This window comes from Streptomyces sp. GbtcB6 (assembly GCF_019091475.1).
Lineage (GTDB): Bacteria > Actinomycetota > Actinomycetes > Streptomycetales > Streptomycetaceae > Streptomyces > Streptomyces hyaluromycini.
In genome coordinates this window covers 264,919-287,701 of record NZ_JAGXJL010000009.1, presented here as the reverse complement: position 1 = coordinate 287,701, position 22,783 = coordinate 264,919, and the positions used below count along the sequence as shown (strand labels likewise).

Annotated in this window: 21 protein-coding genes and 3 pseudogenes; 11 read left to right on the top strand and 13 right to left on the bottom strand. The window is 69.4% G+C overall.

The features are described 5' to 3' along the window. Positions 1 to 505 precede the first annotated feature (505 nt). From KVT45_RS18145 to KVT45_RS18135, 3 genes and pseudogenes are all read right to left on the bottom strand, one after another. Positions 506 to 722: pseudogene (locus KVT45_RS18145) on the bottom strand (transposase family protein); the annotation flags it as partial. Positions 723 to 856: 134 nt separating this feature from the next. Next, positions 857 to 1,183, bottom strand: coding sequence for a hypothetical protein (locus KVT45_RS18140; protein WP_254646987.1), 327 nt, complete (start codon positions 1,181 to 1,183; stop codon positions 857 to 859). Positions 1,184 to 1,441: 258 nt separating this feature from the next. Continuing rightward, entirely contained in the window at positions 1,442 to 2,128 is a 687-nt protein-coding gene (locus KVT45_RS18135) for a hypothetical protein (protein ID WP_308310792.1), read from the bottom strand. A gap of 614 nt (positions 2,129 to 2,742) precedes the next feature. On the opposite strand from KVT45_RS18135, the gene KVT45_RS57720 reads away from it, so the two are divergent. From KVT45_RS57720 to KVT45_RS58420, 4 genes and pseudogenes are all read left to right on the top strand, one after another. Further along, complete coding sequence (locus KVT45_RS57720; RefSeq protein WP_302832522.1) at positions 2,743 to 2,877, top strand: hypothetical protein; 135 nt, start codon at positions 2,743 to 2,745, stop codon at positions 2,875 to 2,877. Positions 2,878 to 3,571: 694 nt separating this feature from the next. Then, positions 3,572 to 3,802, top strand: coding sequence for a hypothetical protein (locus KVT45_RS58430; RefSeq protein ID WP_368857553.1), 231 nt, complete (start codon positions 3,572 to 3,574; stop codon positions 3,800 to 3,802). Then, positions 3,736 to 3,905, top strand: a pseudogene (locus tag KVT45_RS58425) (transposase family protein); the annotation flags it as partial. The gene KVT45_RS58430 and the pseudogene KVT45_RS58425, both read left to right, overlap by 67 nt. Before the next feature lie 76 nt (positions 3,906 to 3,981). Further along, a pseudogene (locus tag KVT45_RS58420) lies at positions 3,982 to 4,176 on the top strand (IS5/IS1182 family transposase); the annotation flags it as partial. 281 nt (positions 4,177 to 4,457) lie between these two features. Here the strand turns inward: KVT45_RS58420 and KVT45_RS57715 are convergent. From KVT45_RS57715 to KVT45_RS18120, 3 genes are all read right to left on the bottom strand, one after another. Further along, positions 4,458 to 4,583, bottom strand: coding sequence for a hypothetical protein (locus tag KVT45_RS57715; protein WP_302832521.1), 126 nt, complete (start codon positions 4,581 to 4,583; stop codon positions 4,458 to 4,460). Positions 4,584 to 4,668: 85 nt separating this feature from the next. Next, on the bottom strand, positions 4,669 to 5,121 hold the full coding sequence (locus KVT45_RS18125; RefSeq protein ID WP_254646938.1) for a nuclear transport factor 2 family protein: 453 nt from the start codon (positions 5,119 to 5,121) through the stop codon (positions 4,669 to 4,671). 2 nt (positions 5,122 to 5,123) lie between these two features. After that, a complete protein-coding gene (locus KVT45_RS18120; protein WP_217548635.1) occupies positions 5,124 to 5,978 on the bottom strand; it encodes an NmrA family NAD(P)-binding protein in 855 nt (284 codons plus the stop codon). A gap of 112 nt (positions 5,979 to 6,090) precedes the next feature. On the opposite strand from KVT45_RS18120, the gene KVT45_RS18115 reads away from it, so the two are divergent. Continuing rightward, a complete protein-coding gene (locus KVT45_RS18115) occupies positions 6,091 to 7,035 on the top strand; it encodes an AraC family transcriptional regulator (protein WP_217548633.1) in 945 nt (314 codons plus the stop codon). Between the two features lie 342 nt (positions 7,036 to 7,377). Here the strand turns inward: KVT45_RS18115 and KVT45_RS57710 are convergent, their stop codons facing one another. Then, complete coding sequence (locus tag KVT45_RS57710) at positions 7,378 to 7,512, bottom strand: hypothetical protein (RefSeq protein WP_302832520.1); 135 nt, start codon at positions 7,510 to 7,512, stop codon at positions 7,378 to 7,380. 241 nt (positions 7,513 to 7,753) lie between these two features. Between KVT45_RS57710 and mgrA the strand changes: the two genes are divergently transcribed. Continuing rightward, entirely contained in the window at positions 7,754 to 8,797 is a 1,044-nt protein-coding gene (mgrA, locus tag KVT45_RS18110; RefSeq protein ID WP_217548631.1) for an L-glyceraldehyde 3-phosphate reductase, read from the top strand. 126 nt (positions 8,798 to 8,923) lie between these two features. Here mgrA and KVT45_RS18105 read toward each other — a convergent pair whose 3' ends face one another. Continuing rightward, complete coding sequence (locus tag KVT45_RS18105; protein ID WP_217548629.1) at positions 8,924 to 9,976, bottom strand: serine hydrolase; 1,053 nt, start codon at positions 9,974 to 9,976, stop codon at positions 8,924 to 8,926. A gap of 260 nt (positions 9,977 to 10,236) precedes the next feature. Here KVT45_RS18105 and KVT45_RS18100 point away from each other — a divergent pair, with 260 nt between their 5' ends. From KVT45_RS18100 to KVT45_RS18090, 3 genes are all read left to right on the top strand, one after another. After that, positions 10,237 to 10,905, top strand: coding sequence for a response regulator transcription factor (locus KVT45_RS18100; protein WP_217548627.1), 669 nt, complete (start codon positions 10,237 to 10,239; stop codon positions 10,903 to 10,905). After that, positions 10,902 to 12,014, top strand: coding sequence for a sensor histidine kinase (locus tag KVT45_RS18095; protein ID WP_217548625.1), 1,113 nt, complete (start codon positions 10,902 to 10,904; stop codon positions 12,012 to 12,014). Before KVT45_RS18100 ends, KVT45_RS18095 begins: the two co-directional genes overlap by 4 nt. A 261-nt stretch (positions 12,015 to 12,275) precedes the next feature. Next, complete coding sequence (locus KVT45_RS18090) at positions 12,276 to 12,896, top strand: histidine phosphatase family protein (protein WP_217548623.1); 621 nt, start codon at positions 12,276 to 12,278, stop codon at positions 12,894 to 12,896. 547 nt (positions 12,897 to 13,443) lie between these two features. Here the strand turns inward: KVT45_RS18090 and KVT45_RS18085 are convergent. The 4 genes from KVT45_RS18085 to KVT45_RS18070 form a co-directional block, all read right to left on the bottom strand. Beyond that, positions 13,444 to 14,727 carry a HEAT repeat domain-containing protein gene (locus tag KVT45_RS18085; protein ID WP_217548621.1) on the bottom strand — a complete coding sequence of 428 codons (1,284 nt, stop codon included), beginning with the start codon at positions 14,725 to 14,727 and terminating at the stop codon, positions 13,444 to 13,446. Next, a complete protein-coding gene (locus KVT45_RS18080) occupies positions 14,634 to 15,566 on the bottom strand; it encodes a hypothetical protein (protein ID WP_217548619.1) in 933 nt (310 codons plus the stop codon). Before KVT45_RS18080 ends, KVT45_RS18085 begins: the two co-directional genes overlap by 94 nt. An 875-nt stretch (positions 15,567 to 16,441) precedes the next feature. Further along, a complete protein-coding gene (locus KVT45_RS18075) occupies positions 16,442 to 17,026 on the bottom strand; it encodes a dihydrofolate reductase family protein (RefSeq protein ID WP_217548617.1) in 585 nt (194 codons plus the stop codon). A 219-nt stretch (positions 17,027 to 17,245) separates the two neighbouring features. Continuing rightward, the gene (locus KVT45_RS18070; protein ID WP_217548615.1) at positions 17,246 to 17,518 is read right to left on the bottom strand and encodes a hypothetical protein; all 273 of its coding nucleotides are present in this window, start codon (positions 17,516 to 17,518) and stop codon (positions 17,246 to 17,248) included. A 120-nt stretch (positions 17,519 to 17,638) separates the two neighbouring features. Here KVT45_RS18070 and KVT45_RS57705 point away from each other — a divergent pair, with 120 nt between their 5' ends. After that, positions 17,639 to 18,457, top strand: coding sequence for a lectin (locus KVT45_RS57705; protein ID WP_217548613.1), 819 nt, complete (start codon positions 17,639 to 17,641; stop codon positions 18,455 to 18,457). 95 nt (positions 18,458 to 18,552) lie between these two features. Continuing rightward, positions 18,553 to 19,680, top strand: a complete 1,128-nt coding sequence (locus KVT45_RS18060) for a chitinase (RefSeq protein WP_217548733.1) — start codon at positions 18,553 to 18,555, stop codon at positions 19,678 to 19,680. A gap of 91 nt (positions 19,681 to 19,771) precedes the next feature. On the opposite strand, the gene KVT45_RS18055 is transcribed toward KVT45_RS18060, so the two are convergent. Then, positions 19,772 to 22,558, bottom strand: a complete 2,787-nt coding sequence (locus tag KVT45_RS18055) for a lectin (RefSeq protein WP_308310788.1) — start codon at positions 22,556 to 22,558, stop codon at positions 19,772 to 19,774. Between the last annotated feature and the right edge of the window lie 225 nt (positions 22,559 to 22,783).

Sequence of the window (22,783 nt, the reverse complement as noted above, 5' to 3'; positions counted from 1 at the left end):
CAGCGGCCAACGCCACCGTGCGAGGCAATCCCTTTGCCGGCGGTCTGTTCACTCGACCCGCCGTGTTTGTTATGGCCCTCGCCCATTGGAGCGGACAGTTCGTCCGTGGCTGATGCCGCACCGCCTGGCCGCAGTTCAGCGGGCCGGGCGGGCGCTGGACGGCGAGGAGCCGAGCCGCCAGTCGGAGGCTTGCGCAAGCGGAGTCTGGCCGTTCACGATCGCCCGCCTTGTCCTGCGCCGTCCCCGCTGGGCAGCCGTCGGCTGGCGGGGCGCTCAGCCCGGGTGCCCCTGCTCTAGGCGGGTCTTGCGGGGCCAGCCGCGGGCCTCGCCGAGGCGGTGGGCGCTATGGCGGGCCCAGGCCAGCCAAGAGTTGTCCGGGCCCTCGTACTGGTCGGGGTCGATGCGGGTGAGGTCGCGGCAGACCGGGAAGAGGGCGGGCTGGAGCCTGCCGCCGGGCGGCGATGCCGGGGGCGGGACGGGCTTGCTTCTTGTGTTTGCCGAAGTACGGTGCGAGGGCTGCCAGGATGTCGACGCCCTCGGCCACGTACCGGTAGACCGTGCTGGTACCGATGTGGAAGCCGGCCGCGAGCCGGGCACAGGTGTGCCCGCACCGCAGATGGGCCGGCACCAGCAGGGCCTGCCGGAAGCCGACGCCATCGTGTGTCCCTTTCGCGGCGCCGGGCAGAGAGCAGATCGGACAGGAACCGTAGGTAGACAAGCACGTGATGCTCCGGGTGGATGGGTTGATCTTGATCGACAACTCGTCTACCAGGAGCTTCACTTCGTCAGGCACGCGGTGGCCCGTTGCCGTGCGACCTGAGCTGCCCTGGGCCGCGGGAAGGCTCCGCCCCGGTCTTCACAGCGCAGGCAGTGGAAGCGCCACCTGTCGCCCCAGCCCGAACTCCTCGGCCTCGTCGTTGCTGACGACCGCAATCGTTCCCGCGGGGACCCCAGGGAGGGTGGCCACGCGGGACGCCACCGCCAGGAGATCCTGCTCTCCGGCTCCGGTGACGAAGAAGACGTAGGCGTTCGCGTCGTCCTCGCCGTCATCGAAGACCTCCACCTGACCTTGGTCTTCGAGAGCGAACAGGAAGTCCTCGACGTCCTCTGTCCAGGGAAACGGGTAGGCGCCGTCGGGCAGGCCGGGCGTCGGCAGCAACGGCACGTGGATCTCAACAACCATGGTGGGCACGAGACCATCCTGCCCCCACCACCTCCGCCCATCTCAACCAGGGGCCAACCTCGTCAGCGCCCGTGACGAGAGTGAAAAGGCTCAGTCAGTGTGGGCCAGATGGCCGACACTCCGTAGCCGGTCCATAGGCGCTGCCAAGCAGGTCAGTCAGGAGTGGCCCGGCTCGAACCGTCCTCCGGCATACGGCATGGTGTTCGGGGCAGGCTCCTCCTTTCTGCTGCTCGCCCCGAACCGTCGGTCCCAGATTGGTCAATGCGCCTGAGGTTCGGGATCCTCGGACTCCGGGCTGGTGAAACCAGAGCGGTTGTGGCCGAGGGGGGGCGTGCGGCCGGCCGGTGCCGGCGGCGCGGGTCGGTGCAGTGCATCTACGCTGGCGGGATCGGCCAGTGCCTCCCGCAGGAACGGCAGGATGCCTCGCTCCAGAAGCGCCTCGTGCCAGGCGTCCCTGGCCCGGGTGACCTCCTCACTCAGCTCGCCGTACGGACCGGTCTCCATCGCTGGCCTGTTGCGCCATGCGGTGAGCAGCAGCCCCATCACGGCGACGAGGACCGCGGCTGCGGTCACGGCGCCGAATACCCATCCGGCGGTGAACATGATCTGGGCGATCGCCGGGGCGGGGTCGAACATCTTGAGGATGTAGCCCACAAGCAGGAAGATCACCGTAGCTGTCCCGGTGAGGACGGGGGCAAGGACAGCGGTCACGGCGACGGCGCCCGCGCCAGTCGGCTCGGCAGCCTCGCCGAGGGCGGTGGCGAGCCCTGCCGCGCCCGCGCCGGGCTCGGCCGAGTCTGGCGCGTGGGCGGACGACGCCGGCTGGCGCAGTTCATCGCGAACCTTCACGTAGTGCTGGTACTCGGTCGCCGCAGCCGCCGTGATGAGTGCGGTGGCGTTCAGCGCCATGGTGCGCAGTTGTTCGGTGTTGAGCCGCTGTCCCACGGCGGCCGGCTCCGGGTGGTGTGAGGCGGAGCGCAGTGCCTCATCGAGGACCTGCTCGTACTCGTGGCGGTCCTCGCCCAGCAGGTGTTGCGGAATGCGGTGGTACCGGGGAGCTGGTGGCGGACTCGGCGTGTGCGGCGGTGGAACCGGGCTGCTCAGGGGGGCAGTGCGCCGTGCTTTCGTCTTTCCGTCCGCTTCGTTCTGCGCGGATGCCTCGGGTTCCTTCCTCGAATGTGCCCGGTTGCCCCGGATTGACGTCACCAGACGGAGCGCACGGGGAAGTCGGCGCCGATGCGCGAAGGCGCCCGGAGTCGTCGCGCCGGTATTGGTTGGCGGGCCTTCGGGTGGCTCGGGAGTGCCCGAGGTCGAAGAGGCTGGCGAGATAACGGCCGGCACTCGAGCCTCGCCCCGCCGAGAGGATGCCGTCGGGGGCTGGAAGCCCGGGGAACGGCGTGAGACGACAGCCACGACTCGTCCAGTGAAGGAATCAGCAGCTAGCGTCATAGCTGCCCCCCTGCGTCTGATGATGCCTGTGGCGCCGGGACAACGGTGCCTGGCTTCGGACTGTGCACCGGAGGGATTTCTGTAGGAGGCCGTATTGGAACATCGCTGGTGTGGCCGTGACCGTTTGGCTGCTGTGCTTCCGGCACAACGACGTGCTGTGCCTCCTCAGCCACACCGCCCAGGGCGGCCTGGCCAGCGCTCTTGACGGCGAGTGGCACCAACGTGGCGAGTTGTTGAACCACTGATAGTGCGCCTAAGCCGACCATGTAGGCCACCAGCGGGTTCACAGTGTGCGGATAGGTCGCCGCGAGGGCTCCAGCCGGGGCTCCGCTTACGAACAGCCGCAGTACCGCTGCAAGGCAATAACCCTGCCAGCCAGGCGCAGGCAACTGTTCCTCGCCGGGCCGTACATTGCGTCGGCGCCGCGGGGGTTCGATCGTCTCCGGCTGCACATTCCATGGCATGCTGCCGTGCCACCTGACGGACTTGATGACATCGATGGCCTCCATAGTGGCGCCACCAGCTACTCCCACCCACGCGGCCATCAACCAGTCCATGAAACGAGGCTAGGAGGTCACACAGGGACAGGGAACGCGCTTGAGGGATTCGCCGAAAGTCGCACTGGTTCATTGCGACTGTGATGCCGAGGTTGTGGCGGATGGCCGAACCGGACATCGGTAAAGAGCATCACCACTGCGCAGCGCACGAGGTGGCACGGCACGTGTCCTGTCCCGATGCATGGGCAACGACGACTCGAACTGCTGGACCGCCCCGAAGCTGTCGGGAACCGCCCTACTGGACTCAAAGGATGTTGCACAACCCTCTGAGCTGGGCATCTCCCTTGTATGGGTAGGGTGTTAAGGGCTGAGCGCGTGCGGGGGGAGACGTTCACGGGGCTGAGGGTGACGCAGTTCGCGCGTCTGCTGAGGGTGAGTCATCGTGGACGCCGACACCCGGCTGGTGATCGCGGCCGCGCGACCGGTGCCGGGGACGACCGCGGACGCCCACGCCTGGCGGGCGTCCGGGCTGAGCCGGCACTGCCAGGGCGTGACCGTGCTGGGTGACGGTGCCGCAAACGCCCGGGACGGGCTCTACTCCAGGCCGAGGAGGACCACAACGCCGAGCACCGCAAGGTCCGTGCCCGGGTGGAACATGTCATCGGCCGGATGAAGAACTACAAGATCCTGCGCGACTGCCGACAGTGGGGGCGACGGTCTCCCTCACGCGGTCCAGGCCCGTTGCCCACATGCACAACCTCGCCCTCGCGTCATGACCAAGCAACCCTGCCAACCCGCTCCGGCCTGCCCTGCTCTCAGCCTTGTGTGGCTGGAGTGTTGAGGGCCTAGTGGGTGTGGGTGGAAGCGTTCACCGGGCTGCGGCTCGAGCAGTTCGGCCGGCTGTTGAAGGCGGTCCGTGCACGTGGGGACGAGGGCTGTGGTTGGGGGCGGCCGTGGCGGTTGCCGTTGGCCGAGCGGGTGCTGCTGGTGGCGGTCTGCTACCGCACGAATCTGATGACGCGGCAGCTTGCGCCGCTGTTCGGCGTAGGACGTGAGCGGTGGTGTCGTGCGAGTAGTGCCGCCAGAAGACCTCCACATGGTGATCGTCACCGGCCAGATCCGCTACCGCCCAGCCCGGCACCACCGCCTTGGTGACCTTCGCGGTCTTCCGCAGCCGCCGCACATCGTGCGGAGGCGACACCTCCAGCCCCGCCACATGACCCGCCGCTGCCCTTGTGCGGCCTTGTGATCCAGTCGGTGAACCTCCGCCCGGCCTGGACGAACCCGGCCTGCCTCCCCGCCACCTGCGCGCCGCCGGCCCCAACGGCTCAACCGCGACCACCCGCGAAGACCTCCGTGTCCGCTCCGGCCGCACCGGTGTGCAGGCGGCGCCGGATTCGCCCGGCGCGGTTCTTGGTCTGCCGCAGCCGTACCCCGCCGTCGGTGAATTCCACGGCCAGCAGCTCCTGCGGTGCTCGGCTCCCCGAGGGCAGGGCGGCGGAACGCTCGGGTACTTTGGAGAGGCCGTGGTTCGGCCCGTCAGCGTGGCTCTGTCGGCCAGCCGAGGGCTTGGAAGACGGCGACGGGGTCGAGGTAGTCGCGCCAGTGCGTCACCTGGCGGTCCTTGATGGTGATCACGGAAACGAAGTGATTGTCGTAGGCGCGTCCGGTGTGGATCGCCCGCCCGTGGACGGCGTACTCCAGGACGACCACGCACTTGTCGGCGTCGTGGTGGACTGCCAGCTCGTCCGCACCGGCCAGGACCATCGCGTCGCCGTAGTTGCGGTACAGGTCGGCGACCGCGCGCCGTCCCTCGACTCGGCGCGGGTAGCCGGGTACGGAGACCACGTACTCGACCACGACGTCCTCGGCCAGGAGGTCGAAGAAGTGCTCCCCGTCGACGAGGCCCGCCAGGCCCTCCTGGATGATCCGGAAGAACGGGGCCAGGGCCGCGAAATCCTCAAGGTTCTCGACAGCGTTCTCGATGGACATGGTCAGACGGCCGCCGTTGTCGTCCAGGCGTGGGCGTTGCGCTGCGCGAACTCGCGGAAGGTGGTCGCCTTCTGTCCGGTGACCTTCTCGATGTCGTCGTTGGGCGTGGAGCCGTGGCCGGTGATGATGGTGCCGGTCAGCCACCGGAGCATCACCGCGTAGTCGGCGGGCACGATTCCGGCGGCGACGGCGCCACCGATCCATGTCTCGGGGTCGAGGTCCTGGTGGGTGACGGGCTGTCCGGTCACGGCGGTGATGATGTCGGCGACTTCAGCGACGGAGAGGGCCTGCGGGCCGGTGGGCGCGTACACGGCCCCGTCGTGGGCCTCGGGGGCGAGCAGGGTCTCGGCCGCGACGGCGGCGATGTCTGCCGCGTCCACGAAGGCTTCCGTGCCACTGCCGGTGGGGACCGTGATCGCCCCGTTGATGACGGGCAGGTGGGCGTCGGCGAAGTTCTGCATCACCCAGGCAGGGCGCACGACGGAGTGGGTGAGGGTCGAACGGGCGGCCAGGCCGGCTTCGACGGCCTTGATGTCGATCTGCGGCGGTACGTCGTCGGCGCCGTAGGTGCTCAGGTAGGTGACGTGGCGTACGCCGACGGCCTCGGCGAGGTCGAGGAAGGCCGCGACCTGGTCGGCATACGCGACCCGCATGACGGGCGTGACGAGGTAGAGGCTGTCGACGCCGAGCAGGGCGTCGACGTGGGTGGCCGGGCTGTCCCAGTCGAACAGCACGTCGGCGCCGTGACGCGCCGCGGTGCGGGCGTTGCGCCCCCGCTCGGCGAGCCTCTTCGCCACAAGCGAGCCGGTGCGGCCGGTGCCGCCGAGAACGAGCGTGGTCTGCGGTGATTCAGTCATGGCTCCATCGTGGGAGATGCCATGGGAGCGGATCAATGTGCGAGTCGATCGGTTTTTTACGTCAAACGCTCTGCTCGTTGCCCATGGCGATCGCTCTGCTGATACTGGTCGTATGGACCTACTGCGTGATCACCTCGCGCGGGCTCGTGCCGGCGGCGCGGTGTTCGCCCGTACGGTCGCCGAGCCCCCGTGGGGTCTGCGGCTGGCCGGCACGATCCAGCTGTCCCTGCACACCGTCGTCCGGGGCCGGGGATGGCTGTGGTTCGACGCCGACGACCCTGGGCGCACAGTCGAACTCGTGCCCGGGGAAGTGACCCTCGTACGCGGCGGCACCGACCACTACATCGGCCACGAGCCCGGCACCGACTGCCTCGAACCGGAGGAGTTCAGGGCCCGGCACGCCACCGCCGGAGAGTCGAACAGCCCCGGGGCGACCGTTTTCCTGTGCGGCGCATACCGGTTCTCCGGCGACATCGGCAACGGGCTGCTCACAGCCCTGCCGCAGGTCCTGACCCTGCAAGCAGCCGTCGGTGATCCGCTGAGGGACGTGATCACCCTGCTCTCCCACGAGCTCGCCAACCCCGAACCGGGCCAGCCCACCGTGCTCGACCGACTCCTCGACGTCCTCCTGGTACTCGCCATCCGCAGCGACTTCCGCCGCAGCCCGAACGCACCCCGCTGGTACCGCGCCTCCGCCGACCCCCGTCTGAGCGCCGCGCTCCAGGCCATGCACGAGGACGCAGGCCACCCCTGGTCCGTCCCCGAACTCGCCGCGGTCAGCGGCCTGTCCCGGGCCGCCTTCGCACGCACCTTCCATCAGGCGCTCGGCCAGACCCCCATGCAGTACCTGACAGACTGGCGCATGGCCCTCGCACGCGACCATCTGCGCACGGGCGAACTCGGCATGGCAGGCATCGCCCGCAACGTCGGCTACAGCTCACCCTACGCATTCGCCGCCGCCTTCCGCCGCCACCACGGCGAACCCCCCGGCGCCTGGCGACAACGAGAGTCGACACGCGACAGGGAACTCCAGCCAAGCAGCCCCCACCTCCACTGACACCCGAGACCGCCAGCAGTCTCACCCGCGGCTGCGCAGTGTCGCTGCGCACGCACTTGTGCGCCCTGCCGGAAGAAGTCGCGCACAAGACGAAGCCCCCGGCCGCTCTCCCGGTGGGCTGACGACCAGGCTTCACTACGCCGCGGACCGCACGTACAGCAGAACAGTCTGCCAAGGGGCGGAAGACGCGCAGATCTAGGAGACCTGAAGCAGCACTTCACTGTTCCTGGGGTCGAGGACGGCGACAACCGAACTCGTATAGAAGAAGTCGATGGCCGCGCCTTCGATGTGAGGGCTGATATTGGTCGTCACATGGGCGTACGCATCTGAAGACGGTCAGCTTCATGCCATCGTCGAGAACGACTTCGGAGGGCAGCGCATCTCGATCTTGAAGCACTCGAAGGATCGCCTCGTCGTCAACGACAACGCGGCCCAGGACCTGGTCTGCACGGCCTGCTCCCGCCTGGTGTCGCGCATGGCCGCCGCCTGTTGGCAAGTCGGTCATCGAGCAGTGATCACGCCGTCATGTGGTGACCGGCCCTTCTCACGGAGTCCGCCCGGCAGCGGCCACGGCTTGCTCTGCCTGGCTCTCTTTGAGAAGTGACACCGATGAATGCGATGTGCGTGAGCTGTTGGACTCGGAAATCGAGCCAGGGCACAGTAGGCACGTTCGACCCTACGAACGGCATGAAACCCACTGTCACCTGCGGAGACCCCCATGAACCACGTCGCGGACCCCGAGCGGTACAACGGCACGATGCGCTACCGGCGCACCGGGCGTTCGGGCCTCGACCTGCCCGTCCTGTCCCTGGGCTACTGGCACAACTTCGGTGACGACCGGTCGTTCGAGAGCCAGCGGAACATCGCGCTGCGCGCCTTCGACCTCGGGATCACCCACCACGATCTGGCCAACAACTACGGCCCGCCCTACGGCTCCGCGGAACTCAACTTCGGGCGGCTGCTGAAGCAGGACCTCGCGCCGTACCGGGACGAGCTGGTCGTCTCCACGAAGGCCGGCTGGGACATGTGGCCCGGCCCCTACGGCCAGGGCGGTGGCTCCCGCAAGTACCTGCTGGCCTCCCTCGACCAGTCCCTGCGGCGCACGGGCCTCGACTACGTCGACATCTTCTACTCCCACCGCCTCGACGCGAGCACACCCCTGGAGGAGACGATGGGCGCGCTGGACACCGCCGTCCGCCAGGGCAAGGCCCTGTACGTCGGAATCTCCTCCTACGACGCCGAGCGCACCCGGCAGGCCGCCGCGATCCTGCGGGAACTGGGGACGCCGCTCCTCATTCACCAGCCGTCGTACAGCATGGTGAACCGCTGGATCGAGACGGACGGGCTGCTCGACGCGGCGCAGGAAGAGGGCTTCGGCGTCATCGGGTTCACGGCGCTCGCGCAGGGCCTGCTCACCGGGCGCTATCTCGACGGCATCCCGGAGGACTCGCGGGCCGCGGCCGGCACGTCGTTCGACACAAACTGGCTGTCGGACGACATGGTGAACAGGCTCCGCGCGCTCAACGCCGTCGCCCAGCGCCGTGGGCAGACCCTCGCGCAGATGGCACTCGCCTGGGCACTGCGTGACAGGCGGGTCACCTCGCTGGTCATCGGCGCGTCGCGTACCGAACAGCTCGAGCAGAACGTCGCCGCGCTGGAGAACCTGGAGTTCACCGCGGAGGAGCTGGCCGAAATCGACACGTACGCTGTCGACGGCGGCGTCGACCTGTGGCACGACGCCCGGACCGGAAAGATGAACTGAAGCCCTACATGCGTCGGCCGACGTGGCCTTGGCTCCGGCGGACGGCAGGAACGCGCCTTCCGGGAGCAGGGGCGGTGGTGCTGCTCCGGTCTCCTGGTGGCGGTGCTGGGCCTCGTCGGCGCACGGTCAGGCGAAGGCGAGCGTGCGGAACGTGTTGTGGACGGGGACGAGGGATCCGTAGTCCCTGGTGTAGTAACGCGTGTTGGTGAGCAGGACCGCCCAGCGGCCCTGTTTCGGGGACAGCCATGCGCCTGCTGCGCCGGAGCCGTAGTGCTCCCAGATGTCGTCGGTCCCGGGGACCGTTCCCGGGGCCTGGCGCCAGAACAGTCCGCCGGCGGGGGCGAGCTCGCTGGTCTGGATCCGCAGCGACTCCTTGGTCCAGACGGCGCCGAAGCCCGGTCGGCTGCCGTCCTGTCCCGGCTGGAGCAGGTGGCGGAGGAAGGCCGCGAGGTCGGGGAGGACGGAGAACACTCCTGAGGTGCTGCAGACTCCGCCGAGCAGGCGCGCCGGCAGTCCGTGGGCGGTGCCCCTCAGGCGAGCCCCGGTGATGTCGTCGAGTTCGGTCGGCGCGCACCGGGCGGCCGTTTCGTCGGGCAGGGGGCCGTAGCGGGTGCGTGTCATGCCGAGGGGCTGCCACACTCCGGTGGCCGCGAGGACGTCGAGGCTCTGGCCGGAGAGTTCTTCGGCGAGGTAGCCGAGGACGAGGGCGCCACGGTCGGAGTACTCCACGGCCGCCCCGGGCGGGCGGCGCAGGGCCTCGTGGAGGACTCCGTCGCGCATGTCCTGGGGGTCGGTGCCGTACAGGTTCAACAGGTCGGTCCCGAGCGGGACGCCTGCCGTATGGGTGAGCAGGTGGCGTGTGCTCACCCGGCCCAGCGGGTGGTCGCGCACCTCGGACCAGAAGTCACCCAGCTGCTCGTCGAGGTGCAGCTTGCCGGCCTCGACGAGGGATCCGATGGACGACCACACCGCGAGGATCTCCGTGAGGCCTTCGACGTCGAAAACGGTGTCGTGCCGCATCGGTTCGTCGGGCTGGTCGGGATCCAGGACCCCCTGGGTGCCGAAGGTCATGCTTCCGGAGCGGTCGCCGACGGCCCAGACGGCCCCCGGGTAGACCTTGTCGCGGGCACCTTCGGCGACGCAATGACGGATGCGGTCGATGTCGAGGTCGAGGGCCATGGTCTCCCGATCTGTCCTGGGCCGTGTGGTCTCCCGTCGCTCAGCGTAGTGAGGCGAGCGGGGAGGTCCTGGCTGCGCCACGGCGAGGGGGCCGCGCTGTTCGCCGAGGTGCGCGCCTGCCGCCGGGCTTGGCGAGCGGGCACCGCCCGCCGACCGGCTGAGGCCGCGCCGCCAACCGGCGGGTTCTGCGTGCCGGCCGCCCGCAGGCCTGCTCCCGAGGGGGTAGGCATCGACCCGGGCATGCGACGAGCGGAGCGCACATGATCCGGGTGCTGGTGGTCGACGACGAAGCTTTGATCCGTACGGGTTTCACGCACATCCTCCAAGCGGCGGACGACATCGAAGTCGTCGCGGCGGTACCCGGCGGCCAGGCCGTGCAGGCGGTGCGGGAGCTGTGCCCCGATGTCGTCCTGCTCGACATCCGGATGCCGGACGTGGACGGGCTGACGATCCTGGCCGAGCTCCGCCGCATGCCGAAGGCCCCGGTGGTCGCCATGCTCACCACGTTCGACACCGACGAGTACGTGGCGACCGCGCTGCGTTCGGGCGCCGCGGGATTCCTGCTCAAGGACACCGATCCCGAGCAGCTTCCCTACCTGGTGCGTACCCTGGCCGAGGAAGGGACCGTGCTGTCGTCCAAGGTCACCCGACTGGTGGTGGGCGGCTACCTGGACAACAACGTTCGTGAGCCCACCGCCGTCCGTCTGACCGCTCGCCTCACCGAGCGCGAGCGGGCCGTGCTGGTCCTCATGGCCGAAGGACTCGCCAACAACGAGATCGGCGAACGGCTGCACCTGAGCACCGGCACCATCAAGGGACATGTCACCAACGTGCTCGGCAAACTGCAGGTGAGCAGCCGTGTCCAGGCGGCTCTGATCGCCGAGCGCGCGGGCCTGCTCACCCGCGCACAGGACGAGGGCGTCCGATGAGCCGCCGGCCGTCGCGGGCCGCGCTCATGGACATCGCTCTCGTCGGGATCGCGCTGGCGGACGCATGGGCTCACGTCGACATCGAGGACCGGCCGACCACTGCCTGCGCGCTGCTCGGTGCCCTCGCCCTGGTGCTGCGTCGCCGGCTGCCCCTGACGACCTTCGTCCTCACGCTCCCCACCGGCCTGGTCACCGATGCGGTGGTCGCCCCCACGGCCGCGCTGTACACGCTGTCCTCCCTCAACCGCCACCGTTTCCTGCTGGGCGGCTGCGCGCTGCTCTACGCGATCATCGACTTCCTGCCCTGGCCGTGGTCGTCCCTCGACGCCACCGAGCTGTCGCAGACGAACAGCGTGTTCCACCTCAGCTACACGCTGGCCACCGCTGCCGCCCCCGTATTCCTGGGCCAGCTCGTCCAGGCCCGGCGCGAGCTCTCGCTGCGGCTCGCCGACATCTCCGAGGCCCGCAGGCAGGAACGGCTGCTGACCGCTCAGAGCGTGCTCGCGAAGGAGCGCGCCCAGCTTGCCCGGGAGATGCACGACGTGGTCTCCCACCAGGTCAGTCTCATCGCCGTACAGGCCGGAGCGCTCCAGGTGGGCGGCCGGGACGCCGAGACGAGACAGGCCGCGGCCACGATCCGCCGCCTGAGCGTGCAGACCCTGGAAGAGCTGCGGCACATGGTCGGCGTGCTGCGGGCCTCCGGCAGCAGGCCCACAGAGCTCACCCCGCAGCCTTCGCTCGCCGACCTGGAGCACCTGCTGGAGGCCGGTGGCATCGAAGCCAAGCTGGAGACCGATGTGCCCGAGGAGCTTCCGCCCACGGTGCAGCGGGCCGTCTACCGGACCGTCCAGGAAGCGCTGACCAACGTCCGCAAACACGCCCCCGGCGCCACCGTGACCGTCCGCATCGGGCTCAGGGAGGGTGTTCTCTGCGCCACGGTCACCAACACCGCCCCCACCCGAAGCGCGCTCGCCCTGCCCAGCGCCCATCACGGCCTGGCGGGTCTGGCCCAGCGGGCGGAGCTCCTCGGCGGTACCGTCACATCCGGCCCCACGGATCAGGGTGGCTACGAGCTCCGGCTCGAACTGCCCCATGAGCCCAACCCCTGAACGCCGCCGCCGGGACGCCCCGCCCCGCGCGCGTTCGCAGGCCGCGCGCCGGGGACCGCCCCCCCTGCCTAGTCCCGGCGCGCTTCCCGGCCTCCCCGTGCTCCCGCCGACGCGGCCGGCCGGTCGGCGGGGTGGTTTCGGACACCTGGCGGATGGTGCCGAAGGGGGGCCTGCACCGACTGTGGAGCACGTGAGGCACGACGTGCCGACAGCCGTCCGCACCGTCCGAAGCCACGCCCGGCCAGGAAAGAGGTAGGTCCCATGCCGATCGACCTGACGCTCCTGTGCGCGCCCGGCGGTGACCCCACTCTGGATCCGCTCCTCGGCGACGCCCATCTCAGCGAGGACAGCATGCACATGGCAGGCGCTGCGAGAGCAGTGCTCTCCCCCCGCGAGCCGGCCGTCCGGGCGCCCTCGATCCGTTGCTCGGAGACTGCCGACGCCATCGGTCTCGTGGCATCGTCCGAGCCCATGCTGCGCGATCTCAACGTGGGCAGGTGGTGCGGTCGCACGGTCGGCGAAGTCGCCGCGACCGACCCTGACGGGCTCACCGCCTGGCTCACGGATCCGGATGCCACGCCGCACGACGGAGAGTCCGTGCGGCAGCTGTGCCGCCGGTCGGCGGACTGGCTGAGCAGCGTGGCACCGCACACAGGCAACGCGGTGGCCATCACTGAAGCAGCCGTCATCCGGGCCGTGCTCATCGACGCTCTGGCCGTACCGGCACGAGCTTTCTGGCATCTCGCCGTGCCACCCCTGTGCGCGGTCTTCCTCACCTGGCGAGGCGGCGGCTGGGACGTCCAGTTCGGCGGCGTCTCACCCCAGGAGCCCCGGCGTCGGCTTCTCTCCCGACGTGCGACGCTCGCAACGGGTAGGGCCTGACCAGCGCATTCGAGCCAGGGGCAGGCCCGGCGCCGGAGGACGTTCCGGCTGGGCGCGGGCGCGCTGGGCGGGGGCGGGGTACGCGGCCCGGCCTCGGTCCTTTCGTCCGACGGCAGTGACGGATGGGCCGGTGTGGCGCAACCGGTCCCGGTGCCGTGGATCTGCCCGCCGCAGGGTGGACGTCCGCCCAAGCACAGCGCGGGATCTCCGCCGGCCGTGAGAGCGGCCACCGGAACCGGACAGGCTCACCCCCGCCCGAGTCCGCCGGGAGTTTCGGCACCGAGCCCAGACGAACTGGATGGACGGCAAGCTCAGGCGTTCCACCAATCGGCGGTGCCACACCCGACCTCGTAGTGCCACCATCCCCTTCCCTGCCCCTGTGCCCTCGCGGGGCGCGAATCGGAACCAGACCTTGATCTTGTCAACCACGCTCTCCATGCCGCCCGTCAACGGCCGACCGGCAAACCACCTCGCACCGGCACCGGGTCTGAGTCAGGCGATCCACCGACACTGTCACGCACGCGCCTGAGGTCAAGAGACAGGCGGCTCAGGCTGTTCGCAAGGCGGATCTTCCCGGTGCTGGAGGATCGAGTCGGGCGATGAGGGCACGGCTCATGCGTTGGAGTTCCTCGTCATGGTCGACGCTCTGGAACCTGCCGCCGCGCCGGGGCAGGGCCAGTTGCTCACGGAGCAGGGGCAGCGCCGGTGCCGCGAGGGGGCCCATGCGGTCAAGGCAGGTCACGACGTGGTTGGCCGTCGCGGGGTTCTCGGCCATGGCCCTCAGCAGGGCGTCCAGGACGGCCGGCGCCTCCTCCTCGCCGCCGATCTCCCACAGCGCGGCCGCGCAATGCACCCGGACCCAGTCGTAGCCGTGCGTCAGGAGGGTGCGCAGGCGCGGCAGTGCGGTGAAAGCGGGCGGGCCGATTTCGCCGAGGAGATCAGCCGCGTCGCTGATGTGGAAGGTGATCGGGTCGTCGAGGAGGTGGAGCAGGAGCGGCATGACTTCGGCCAGGTCACCGCCGACAGCCCACAGCGCGGCGACGGCGGCGGGGCGTACGTGCGCGTCTGTGGCGGCGGTCAGCGGCCGGATCATGTCCTGTACACCGGCTGCCGCCGGGCCGAACGCGCCCAGCGCCTTCAGGGCTGATCGCGTGATCTGGTGCTGCTTGAGGCGCGTTGCGGTGCCCAGCGTGTCCGCCACCACAGCAATCGCGGCCGGGTCCGCGAGCGCGGCCAGGGCGGAGAGGATCGCGTTGGCGCTCATCTCGGTCCGCTGCTGGGAAAGGTCGATCCGGCGCAGGTGGTCGCAGAGCCGGGGCGCCAACTCGTCGGCCGCCTGCGGCAGATACGGTGCGACCTGGATCGCGCGCCAGGCGTCGACGTCGCTGTCCAGCGCGGCCAGCAGACTCGGCAGCGCGCGTGCGTCGCCCAGGCGCGCCAGGGCCCGGACAGCTTCCTGGTGGCTTCTGCGCAGCAGCGCCTGCGGTGCGGCCCAAACGTTCGGGCCGTGCGCCGCGCGTTGGGCCCCGGTGTGCGCGGCGAGTGCCTCCCGGGCCGGGGCGGCGATCGGATGGCAGGACTCCAGAACGGCCGCGGCCTCGATGGCGACCTCCTGGTCGGCCGTGGTGAGCTGGTCGGCGACCAGCAGGAGGAGGCGGGTGTGGTCCCCGCGCCAGGTGCGCATCAACTCCCCGCTCATACGGACCGCGTCCAGGCGTGAGCCCGGGTCGGGGCTGTTCAGCTGCTCGGCGAGCACCGCGGTGCGCTCCGGCACCCGGGCCCCCAGAACGTCGTGGAACGTGCGCAGCAGGGTGGTGGTCGGTGCGTACACGCGCGTGCAGCGGTCGAGGTCCTCGAAGGCTGCGACGATCTGGGGCGCAACGGTGTCCGTGGGTGTGACCGGGCGGCTCGGGCCGGTGCGATCCGCCGCACGGGTATGGCGCGGGTGCTCTCGCGCAGCAGGCCGACGGCGGCCGGCACGACGTCCTCGCCGATCTCGTCCGGGGCGCAGCGGGCTCGCTGGACCACGGCCGCGAGCCGGGTCACCGGGCCCCAGGCGGGGTCGGCGGCGAGCCCGGCAAGCCAGTTCATCACCTGGTGCGTGGCCGCCGGCACGCGCAGTGCCAGGGTGGCCGCCGCCTCAACGATCCGCAGGCGCGCCGCGATACCGCGCTCGGCGGCCAGCCGTTCACGCAGCACCGCAGCGGCCCGGTCGGCGTCGTCGAGGAAGAGCCCCAGTCCGGGGATCGCGGCCAGGCGCACGTCCGGTTCGACGTCATGGGCGAGTTCGGCGAACTCCGCACCCCGCTCGCGCAGGAAGGCGGCGGCCTGCGCGCACCCCGTCGGCGGGTAGTACTCGATCTCGGTACCGTCGTCCTCGAAGCCCCGCTCGAGGGACTCCTGGCCGATGCTGACCAGCAGCGCGACCACGGCAGCCCGTTCAGGCGTGGCGCCGTCGGCGGCCAGTTCGAACAGGAAGGGCAGACTGGCCGCCGTGGCCGGGTACACGTCGCCCTGATGGTGGACCGCGCCGTAGAAGCGGTCGAGGGCCCTGCGGCGTTCCTCGGCGTCCGGAGAGCGCAGCGCCCACAGCAGCGCCGGCACCTCTTCGGCCGAGCCGTACGCGTGCTCCATCGACGCCCAGTCGATGTCATGAAGTCCGTCGAACATGATCGGAACCATGCCAGCCGGCACTGACAACAGGGACCGTTCCTGGACAGGGGCCGTACGACACCGTTGGCACGAGCCTGGCCGATCGGGGGCCAGGGGGCCTGCGTGGGCAGGGCGTACGGACGGGAACCGCCGCGAATATGAAAGCGCCCCGAGACGATCACCGAGCGGAACCGTCTCAAGACTTGAACTACGGGCTCAGTCGATCGGGTTGGGGATCTCCTCCACGTCGGATGTGCGCTCAGCCGCAGCCAGCAGTCTCGACCTCACCGTTGCCGCATCCGCCCGCCAGCAGGGACTTCGGTCTGCGTTGGCGCCGGTCCCGACTGGTCGGACGGACCCGTCCCCGTCCTTCACGGTCGACGCCGAAGTCGCCGTGCTCCACACCGCCAATTGAGCATCAGCGGTGTTCAGACGACTGGCAGTTCACCGAGTCGGTGGCCCTCATCGGCTTTGGCCGCCAGGACCGAGGCGACTCCGGCGTCGGCCGTGAAGACCTGACCCGTCCACCAGGCAGGGACTGTTGCGTGTTCGAGTCGGACTTCGGTCCCGTAAGTGCGGGCCGCGGATGGCTGTGCTGAACGCGTCCATCAGCATGACCACCGTGCAGATCGCGATCGCGTGCACGCGGTCCACCGGCGCCAGGTCCTCCACCGCGTGGCGAGCCCCACAGGGACGACGCCGCGCTTCCGCCAGGACCGCGACCAGCACCGTCATGCCGACCAGTTCATCCGCCTCGCCCACGAGCCGATCTCGCGCAGCTCCTCGTTGAACCGGTGCAGGTCGGTCGCGATCTGGGCCAGGCCATGGCCCCGGGGTCGGCCACGGCTTCGGGCTGGCGGACAGAGAGCAGGTACTTCCGCATGATTCCTGCTTCACCGGCGGGTGTAGTGGGCGATGATCACGCCCTTGGTGGTGGTGACGCTGCTGGTGAGCTCGAATTCGGTCAGCGGGGCGGGGCCCTCGAACAAGCGCGTGCCGGTGCCCAGGGCGAGCGGGTGGATCAACAGCGTGTAGTTGTCGACCAGGCCGGCGGCATGCAGGTCGCGGACCAGCGCCACGCTGCCGATGATCGTCAGATCATTGCCCGGCTCGGACTTGAGTTCGGCCACCGTCTCGGCGGCCTCACCGGGCAGCAGGATCGAGTTCTGCCAGGCGTCGGCGTTCTCCAGCGTCCTGGACACGACGTACTTCGTGGCCGCGTTCATGTGCGTGGTAAACGGGTTGCCGTCGGTGGCGTTACCCCAGGCGGTGATGAAGTCCGTCCAGGTCCGGTGTCCGAACAGCATGTCCGTGGGCCTGGCCATGCCCTTGCCCATCTCGCGGCCCATCACCTCGTCGTTGTACTTTCCGCCCCAGCCCCCGTGGGTGAAGCCACCGCGGGTGTCCTCATCCGCACGGCCCAGGCCCTGGACAACTCCGTCGAGGGTGATGGACAACGTGGCATTGATCGAGCGCATGACATGCTCCCCTGCTTCTGCGGACCGCTCCTCCGCGGCCCAGTCACCCCCTACACGAACGGCCACCGGCCAAATCGACACCTGCACCAAACTCTCTTGCTGACCAAAGCCACCACGCGGACAGCACCACACAACCGGAGCGGGCGGCGCCCCGTGCTGCCCGGTCGAAGGGGTGCCCAGGGTCCGCCGGTGCCGGTGGCCGTCCGCCAAGCGAACTGATCAGCCGCTCGACTGACCCCCCCCGGGGACCTGGTCCGCACGCACCGCGTCCGCAGGGACCTCGCCATCACCGACGTCGTGCTGCACGAGCACGCCTGGATCCGCTGTCCCATCATCCACATCAACCCCAGGATGCTGTCCCGACTCGCCGACATCGAGCAGGACCTCCTCATCCGACGCAAACGTGCGCTGGAAGAACAGTGGCTCTGTCCGCCGGGTCGCCCGCACTTCGATCCACCAATCGTTGCCGGGCGCTCGGGCCATATCTGTCATGTTCACATCTTGACGGTCTTGGTATAGACCTTTTACCTTCCCGATGTCAGGTCGTCCTGACGTGCGTCCTGTCGGTGTCCACCGCACCTGCACGCCACCTCGGAAAGGCTTCCCACCCCCATGGCTGCTCGCTCTTCCTTCCTCACCACCGCTTTACGCGGTACTCCTCTCATAGCCCTGCTGGCCCTGTCGCTCAGCCCGCTGACCGCGGCGCCGGCGGCCGCGGCGACCGGCACGGTCACGGGCCTCGCCGGCAAGTGCCTCGACGTCGCCGGCGCCGGCACCGCCGACGGCACCCCGGTGCAGCTCTACGACTGCAACGGCACCAGCGCCCAGCAGTGGACCCCAGGCGCCGACAACACCTTGCGCGCCCTGGGCAAATGCCTCGACGTCACCGCCAACTCGACCGCCGACGGAGCCAAGGTCCAGCTGTGGTCCTGCACCGGCGCCGCCAACCAGCAATGGACCGTCACCGCCGCCCACGACATCGTCAACCCCGCCGCGAACAAGTGCCTCGACGTCACCGACCGTTCCTCCGCGAACGGTGCGCGGATACAGATCTGGACCTGTACCGGCGCCGACAACCAGAAGTGGAACGCGCCCGCGGAACAGGGCGGTGAGCAGTGCTGGGCCACGCACTACGGCCCTCAGCCGCCCGGCGCCCTGACCGCCAGCGGCGAGGTCTTCGACAACAACGCCGACACGGTCGCCACCTCCCTCTCCCGCCAGCCCCAGCTGCCCTTCGGCACGCGTGTCCTGGTCACCAACGTCGCCAACGGCCGGTCCCTGACCGTTCGGGTCAACGACCGCGGCACGTTCGTCCAGACCCCGCAGGAGCCCAAGTGCCTTGATCTGACCGACGGCGCGTTCAGCCGGCTCGGCGGCGTCCTCGACCCCGACGCCGGACACATCGTCGTGACCCAGCAGGTCCTCGGCTGAGACGTCTGCCTCCATAGGCCGCAGACCGGTCACGCAGCACTCCCACCCCCCTCGTTTCACGTCAGGAGGAGTAACCCGTGCGCCTTTCTCTCCGCATGTCCCGCCTCCGCGGGCGAACCGCCCTCGGCCGGCTGACGCTTGGCGTCGTCCTCGCCGCCGTCCTGTCCGCCCTGTTCACCGTCGCCCCGGCCCAGGCGGCAACCGGCCAGATCACCGGGCTGGCCGGCAAGTGCGTCGACGTGGCCGGCGCGAGCAGCGCCAACGGCACCGCCGTCCAGCTCTACGACTGCAACGGCACCGGTGCCCAGAGCTGGTCCAACACCGGGGACGGAACTCTGCGCGCCCTGGGCAAGTGCCTCGACGTGGTCGACCGCGGCACCGCCGACGGAGCCGCCGTCCAGCTCTGGGACTGTTCCGGCGGCGCGAACCAGCAGTGGGTCGTCACCGCCGCCCACGACATCGTCAACCCCGCCGCGAACAAGTGCCTCGACGTTCGGGGCAACAGCGGCGCCAACGCCACGCGCCTGCAGATATGGACCTGCACCGGCGGCGCGAACCAGAAGTGGAACGCCCCGGCCGGTGACGGTGGAGGCGGCAACCCGTCCGGGTTCGTCGTCAGCGAGGCGCAGTTCAACCAGATGTTCCCGAGCCGGAATTCCTTCTACAGCTACAGCGGTCTCACCGCCGCCCTCAGTGCCTACCCCGGCTTCGCCAACACCGGCAGCGACACCGTCAAGAAGCAGGAGGCCGCCGCCTTCCTCGCCAACGTCAGCCACGAGACCGGCGGACTGGTCTACATCGTCGAGCAGAACACCGCCAACTACCCGCACTACTGCGACTGGAGCCAGTCCTACGGCTGCCCCGCAGGCCAGTCCGCCTACTACGGCCGCGGCCCCATCCAGCTCAGCTGGAACTTCAACTACAAGGCGGCCGGCGACGCGCTCGGCATCGACCTGCTCAACAACCCCTGGCTGGTGCAGAACGACTCGGCCGTCGCCTGGAAGACCGGCCTGTGGTACTGGAACACCCAGAGCGGTCCCGGCACGATGACCCCCCACAACGCCATGGTCAACGGCGCCGGTTTCGGCCAGACCATCCGCTCCATCAACGGCTCCCTGGAATGTGACGGCCGCAACCCGGCCCAGGTCCAGAGCCGCGTCGACGCCTACCAGCGTTTCACCTCGATCCTCGGCGTCACTCCCGGCGCCAACCTCTACTGCTGACCACCTCCGCGTGCTCGTGGAGCCGGCCGGGCGTACAGCTGCCCGGCCGGCTCCGGGGAGTGTCGGGGCTGTCAACTCCCCCGCCGACGGCTCAGCTCGGCAGTTTCCAGTTCTGGGCCGTCGTGCCGTTGCAGGTGTACAGCTGAAGCTGGGTGCCGTTCGTCGTCGAGGAGTTGGGGTCGTCCAGGCACAGCTTCGACTCGGGGTTGACCAGCGACCCGTTGGTACCGGCGGTCCACTGCTGAGCGCCGGTGCCGTTGCAGGTCCACAGCTGGATCAGCGTGCCGTTGGTGGTCCCGCTGTGATCGGCGTCCAGACACTTGCCGAGGGTCCGGATGGTTCCGTCGCCGGCGACGATCCAGTCCTGGGCGTAGGTGCTGTTGCAGCCCCAGATCTGGACGTGGGTGCCGTCGGAGGTGCCGGAGGACGCGTCGTCCGCGCACAGGTTGGAGGCCACCGACGAGGTGAGCGGACCGATGCGCGGCGAGGCCGGTGCGGTGGTGTCACCCGCGTAGGAAGGAGGTGCCGCGGTGGCCGCCGTCGCCCATGACGTGTTGGCGCTGGTGCCCAGCGTGAAGTCCAGCGTGCCGCCGGACGTGATCGCCGTGGTGGGAGCGTAGGCGTTGTTCCACGCCGTCCCGTTCCATGCCGCGGACTGGACGTAGGGCGCGTTGTCGGCCGCGCCGTTGCCGTTGACCGTCAGCGTCCCGCCCGAGGGAAGGGTGACCACGGCCTGTGTGAACAGCGGTGATCCCAGGGCGAGATCGGAGGTGCCGGGCGTCTCGGGGAACATGCCGAGCGCCGACCACACGTACCAGGCGCTCATCGCGCCGAGATCGTCGTTGCCGTCGGCCAGGCCGCCCGGGGTGTTCGACCAGATCTGGTCCTGGATCGCCCGCACCGTGCCCTGCGTCTTGTAGGGCTGCCCCGTGTAGTCGTACTCCCACGGGAGCTCGATGCTCGGCTCGTTGCCGACCCAGGCGTAGCCGTCGGCGCCGGTGTAGCTGCGCAGCACGGTGTCCAGGTAGTGGTTCATCGCCGTGTTGCCGCCCTTGGCGCGCGCCAGGCCGCCGATGTCGAACGGGACCATTCCGGTGTAGATCCACGAGTCGGCCTCGACCATGTCGGCGCCGCTGGTGGGGTCGAAGCCTCCGGTCCACGAGCCGCTCGCGTTGCGGGGTTCCACGAAACCGGAGGCGGGGTTGAGCACGTTGCGCCAGTCCTGCGCGCGGTTGGCGTACGTCTTCTGGTCGGCGGTGTCGCCGAGTGCTCCGGCCATCGCGGAGAGCGCGAAGTCGGCCGTGTCGTACTCCAGGGTGGTGGCCACCGGGCCGTAGAAGTTGCAGCACCCGTAGCTGCCGTCGTGCGGCATGTATCCCGGCGAGTTCAGGTAGGCGAGACCGGGCCGGTCGTTGTTGGTGGTGCTCGCCTGTCTGACCATGTCGGCCAGGGCGGTGGTGGTGTCGAAGTTCCGGGCGCCGAAGGCGTAGTAGTCGGCGATGATGGCGTCCGCCGGGTCACCGACCATGACGTACGACTCGCCGTTGTTCTCCGACCACTTGGGGAAGATGCCGGTCTGCGCGTAGTCGTCGACCATCGACTGCGCGGTGTCCGAGGCGACCTGGGGGGCGACGAGGGCTTCGAGCTGGGCCTGTGAGCGGTAGATGTCCCAGCCGGAGTAGTTCGCGTACACCGCGCTGTGGCCGGTGTCCACGGTGTGCGTCTTGCCGTCGAAGCCGTAGTACTGGCCGTTGGCGTCGCTGATCACGTTCGGGTGCAGCAGCGAGTGGTAGAGCGCGGTGTAGAAGGTCTGCTGCTGCGCGGCCGTCCCGCCGGCGATCTGCACCTTGCCGAGCGTGCTGTTCCACGCGTTCTGTGCGGCGGTGCGGGTCGCGTCGAAGTCCCAGCCGGTGTTCTCCGAGGTCCGGTTGACGACCGCGCCCGCGACCGACACATAGGAGATGCCGACCTTGGCCTGCACGACCGGGTTGCTCGTGGTGTTGAAGGTGACGTAGCCGTTCGAGGCGGCGGCGTCGGGGGCGGCGCTGTCCGTGGTGGACTTCGTGGCCTTCGGGGCCGCAGTGCTGGGGTTCTTGCCGTGCAGTACCGGCTTGTTGGGCTTCTCGGCCGCGTTCTTCGACGCCTTGGGGGGCGCAGTGGAAGTGGCGGTCGACGCCTTGGCGAGCGAGCTGCCCTGCGAGGCGAACGGCTGGTCGAAAACCATGTCGAAGTACACGGTGTACGTGTTTCCCGCGCCGCAGAAGTGGCCGCTGGTGACCTGCCCGCTCACCTCCGTGTTCGACACCTTGGTGAACTGGGTCGAGCTGGCGCCGTTCTGACTGCCCGTCAACTTGAAGATCAGGTTGGCCTGGCTGGTGGCGGGGAAGGTGAAGCGGGCCATGCCGCTGCGTGTCGTGGTGGTCAGCTCGGTGGTCACCTGATTGTCGAGCGTGACCTTGTACGACCCGGCGGACGCCGACTCGTTGACGTGCGAGAACGCGTCCGTGGCACCGGTGTTCACGGCTCCCACCGTGGGCAGCACCGGTATGTCACCGGCCGCGCCACAACCGGGTCCGGCGATGTGGGTCAGGCTGAAACCGGTGGTCGACGAGTCGTTGTACTCATAACCCCCACCGTCGGGACGTGACGGCGTGTCCGGGCTCCACTGCACCATGCCGAACGGGACGTCGGCCCCCGGGAAGTCGTCGGCCTGGTTCGACGTCCCGATGAACGGATTGACGAGCGTCGCCGGCGAGGTGACGAGCGCGGCCTTCCCGGCCGCCCACGCAGGCGTGCACAGCCCGGCCGCGGCCAGCGCCGCGGCGGCGAGGAGACCGATCGCCGCGGTTCCGGGAGGTCTGGACAGTCGTGTGATCACGGGGCTTGCTCCTCTACTCGGAAGTGGAGGTCCGACAACGTTGTCTGCGCGTCGAGAACGTGACCCCGGGTGATGAACGGCGCGTCGAGATGTCTTGCTCACCAAAGGCTGACAACGTTGTCCAACCGTGGAGACGAGGTGCCTGAGATACGAACGCTTCGATGGGACCCTGGGCTGCGAGCACCCAAGGAGCACAGTGGGAACTCTTCGTGAAGCTAGCCACAA

What these genes read in the sequence shown, in the direction of transcription:
- KVT45_RS18105 (WP_217548629.1), bottom strand. Translation starts at nt 9,976, where the DNA reads ATGGCCCTCGACCTCGACATCGACCGCATCCGTCATTGCGTCGCCGAA.
- KVT45_RS18115 (WP_217548633.1), top strand. Translation starts at nt 6,091, where the DNA reads ATGGACCTACTGCGTGATCACCTCGCGCGGGCTCGTGCCGGCGGCGCG.
- KVT45_RS57710 (WP_302832520.1), bottom strand. Translation starts at nt 7,512, where the DNA reads ATGCGCGACACCAGGCGGGAGCAGGCCGTGCAGACCAGGTCCTGGGCC.
- KVT45_RS18100 (WP_217548627.1), top strand. Translation starts at nt 10,237, where the DNA reads ATGATCCGGGTGCTGGTGGTCGACGACGAAGCTTTGATCCGTACGGGT.
- KVT45_RS18125 (WP_254646938.1), bottom strand. Translation starts at nt 5,121, where the DNA reads ATGTCCATCGAGAACGCTGTCGAGAACCTTGAGGATTTCGCGGCCCTG.
- KVT45_RS18120 (WP_217548635.1), bottom strand. Translation starts at nt 5,978, where the DNA reads ATGACTGAATCACCGCAGACCACGCTCGTTCTCGGCGGCACCGGCCGC.
- KVT45_RS18095 (WP_217548625.1), top strand. Translation starts at nt 10,902, where the DNA reads ATGAGCCGCCGGCCGTCGCGGGCCGCGCTCATGGACATCGCTCTCGTC.
- KVT45_RS18075 (WP_217548617.1), bottom strand. Translation starts at nt 17,026, where the DNA reads ATGCGCTCGATCAATGCCACGTTGTCCATCACCCTCGACGGAGTTGTC.
- mgrA (WP_217548631.1), top strand. Translation starts at nt 7,754, where the DNA reads ATGAACCACGTCGCGGACCCCGAGCGGTACAACGGCACGATGCGCTAC.
- KVT45_RS18080 (WP_217548619.1), bottom strand. Translation starts at nt 15,566, where the DNA reads ATGTTCGACGGACTTCATGACATCGACTGGGCGTCGATGGAGCACGCG.
- KVT45_RS18070 (WP_217548615.1), bottom strand. Translation starts at nt 17,518, where the DNA reads ATGACAGATATGGCCCGAGCGCCCGGCAACGATTGGTGGATCGAAGTG.
- KVT45_RS18140 (WP_254646987.1), bottom strand. Translation starts at nt 1,183, where the DNA reads ATGGTTGTTGAGATCCACGTGCCGTTGCTGCCGACGCCCGGCCTGCCC.
- KVT45_RS57705 (WP_217548613.1), top strand. Translation starts at nt 17,639, where the DNA reads ATGGCTGCTCGCTCTTCCTTCCTCACCACCGCTTTACGCGGTACTCCT.
- KVT45_RS18090 (WP_217548623.1), top strand. Translation starts at nt 12,276, where the DNA reads ATGCCGATCGACCTGACGCTCCTGTGCGCGCCCGGCGGTGACCCCACT.
- KVT45_RS18060 (WP_217548733.1), top strand. Translation starts at nt 18,553, where the DNA reads ATGTCCCGCCTCCGCGGGCGAACCGCCCTCGGCCGGCTGACGCTTGGC.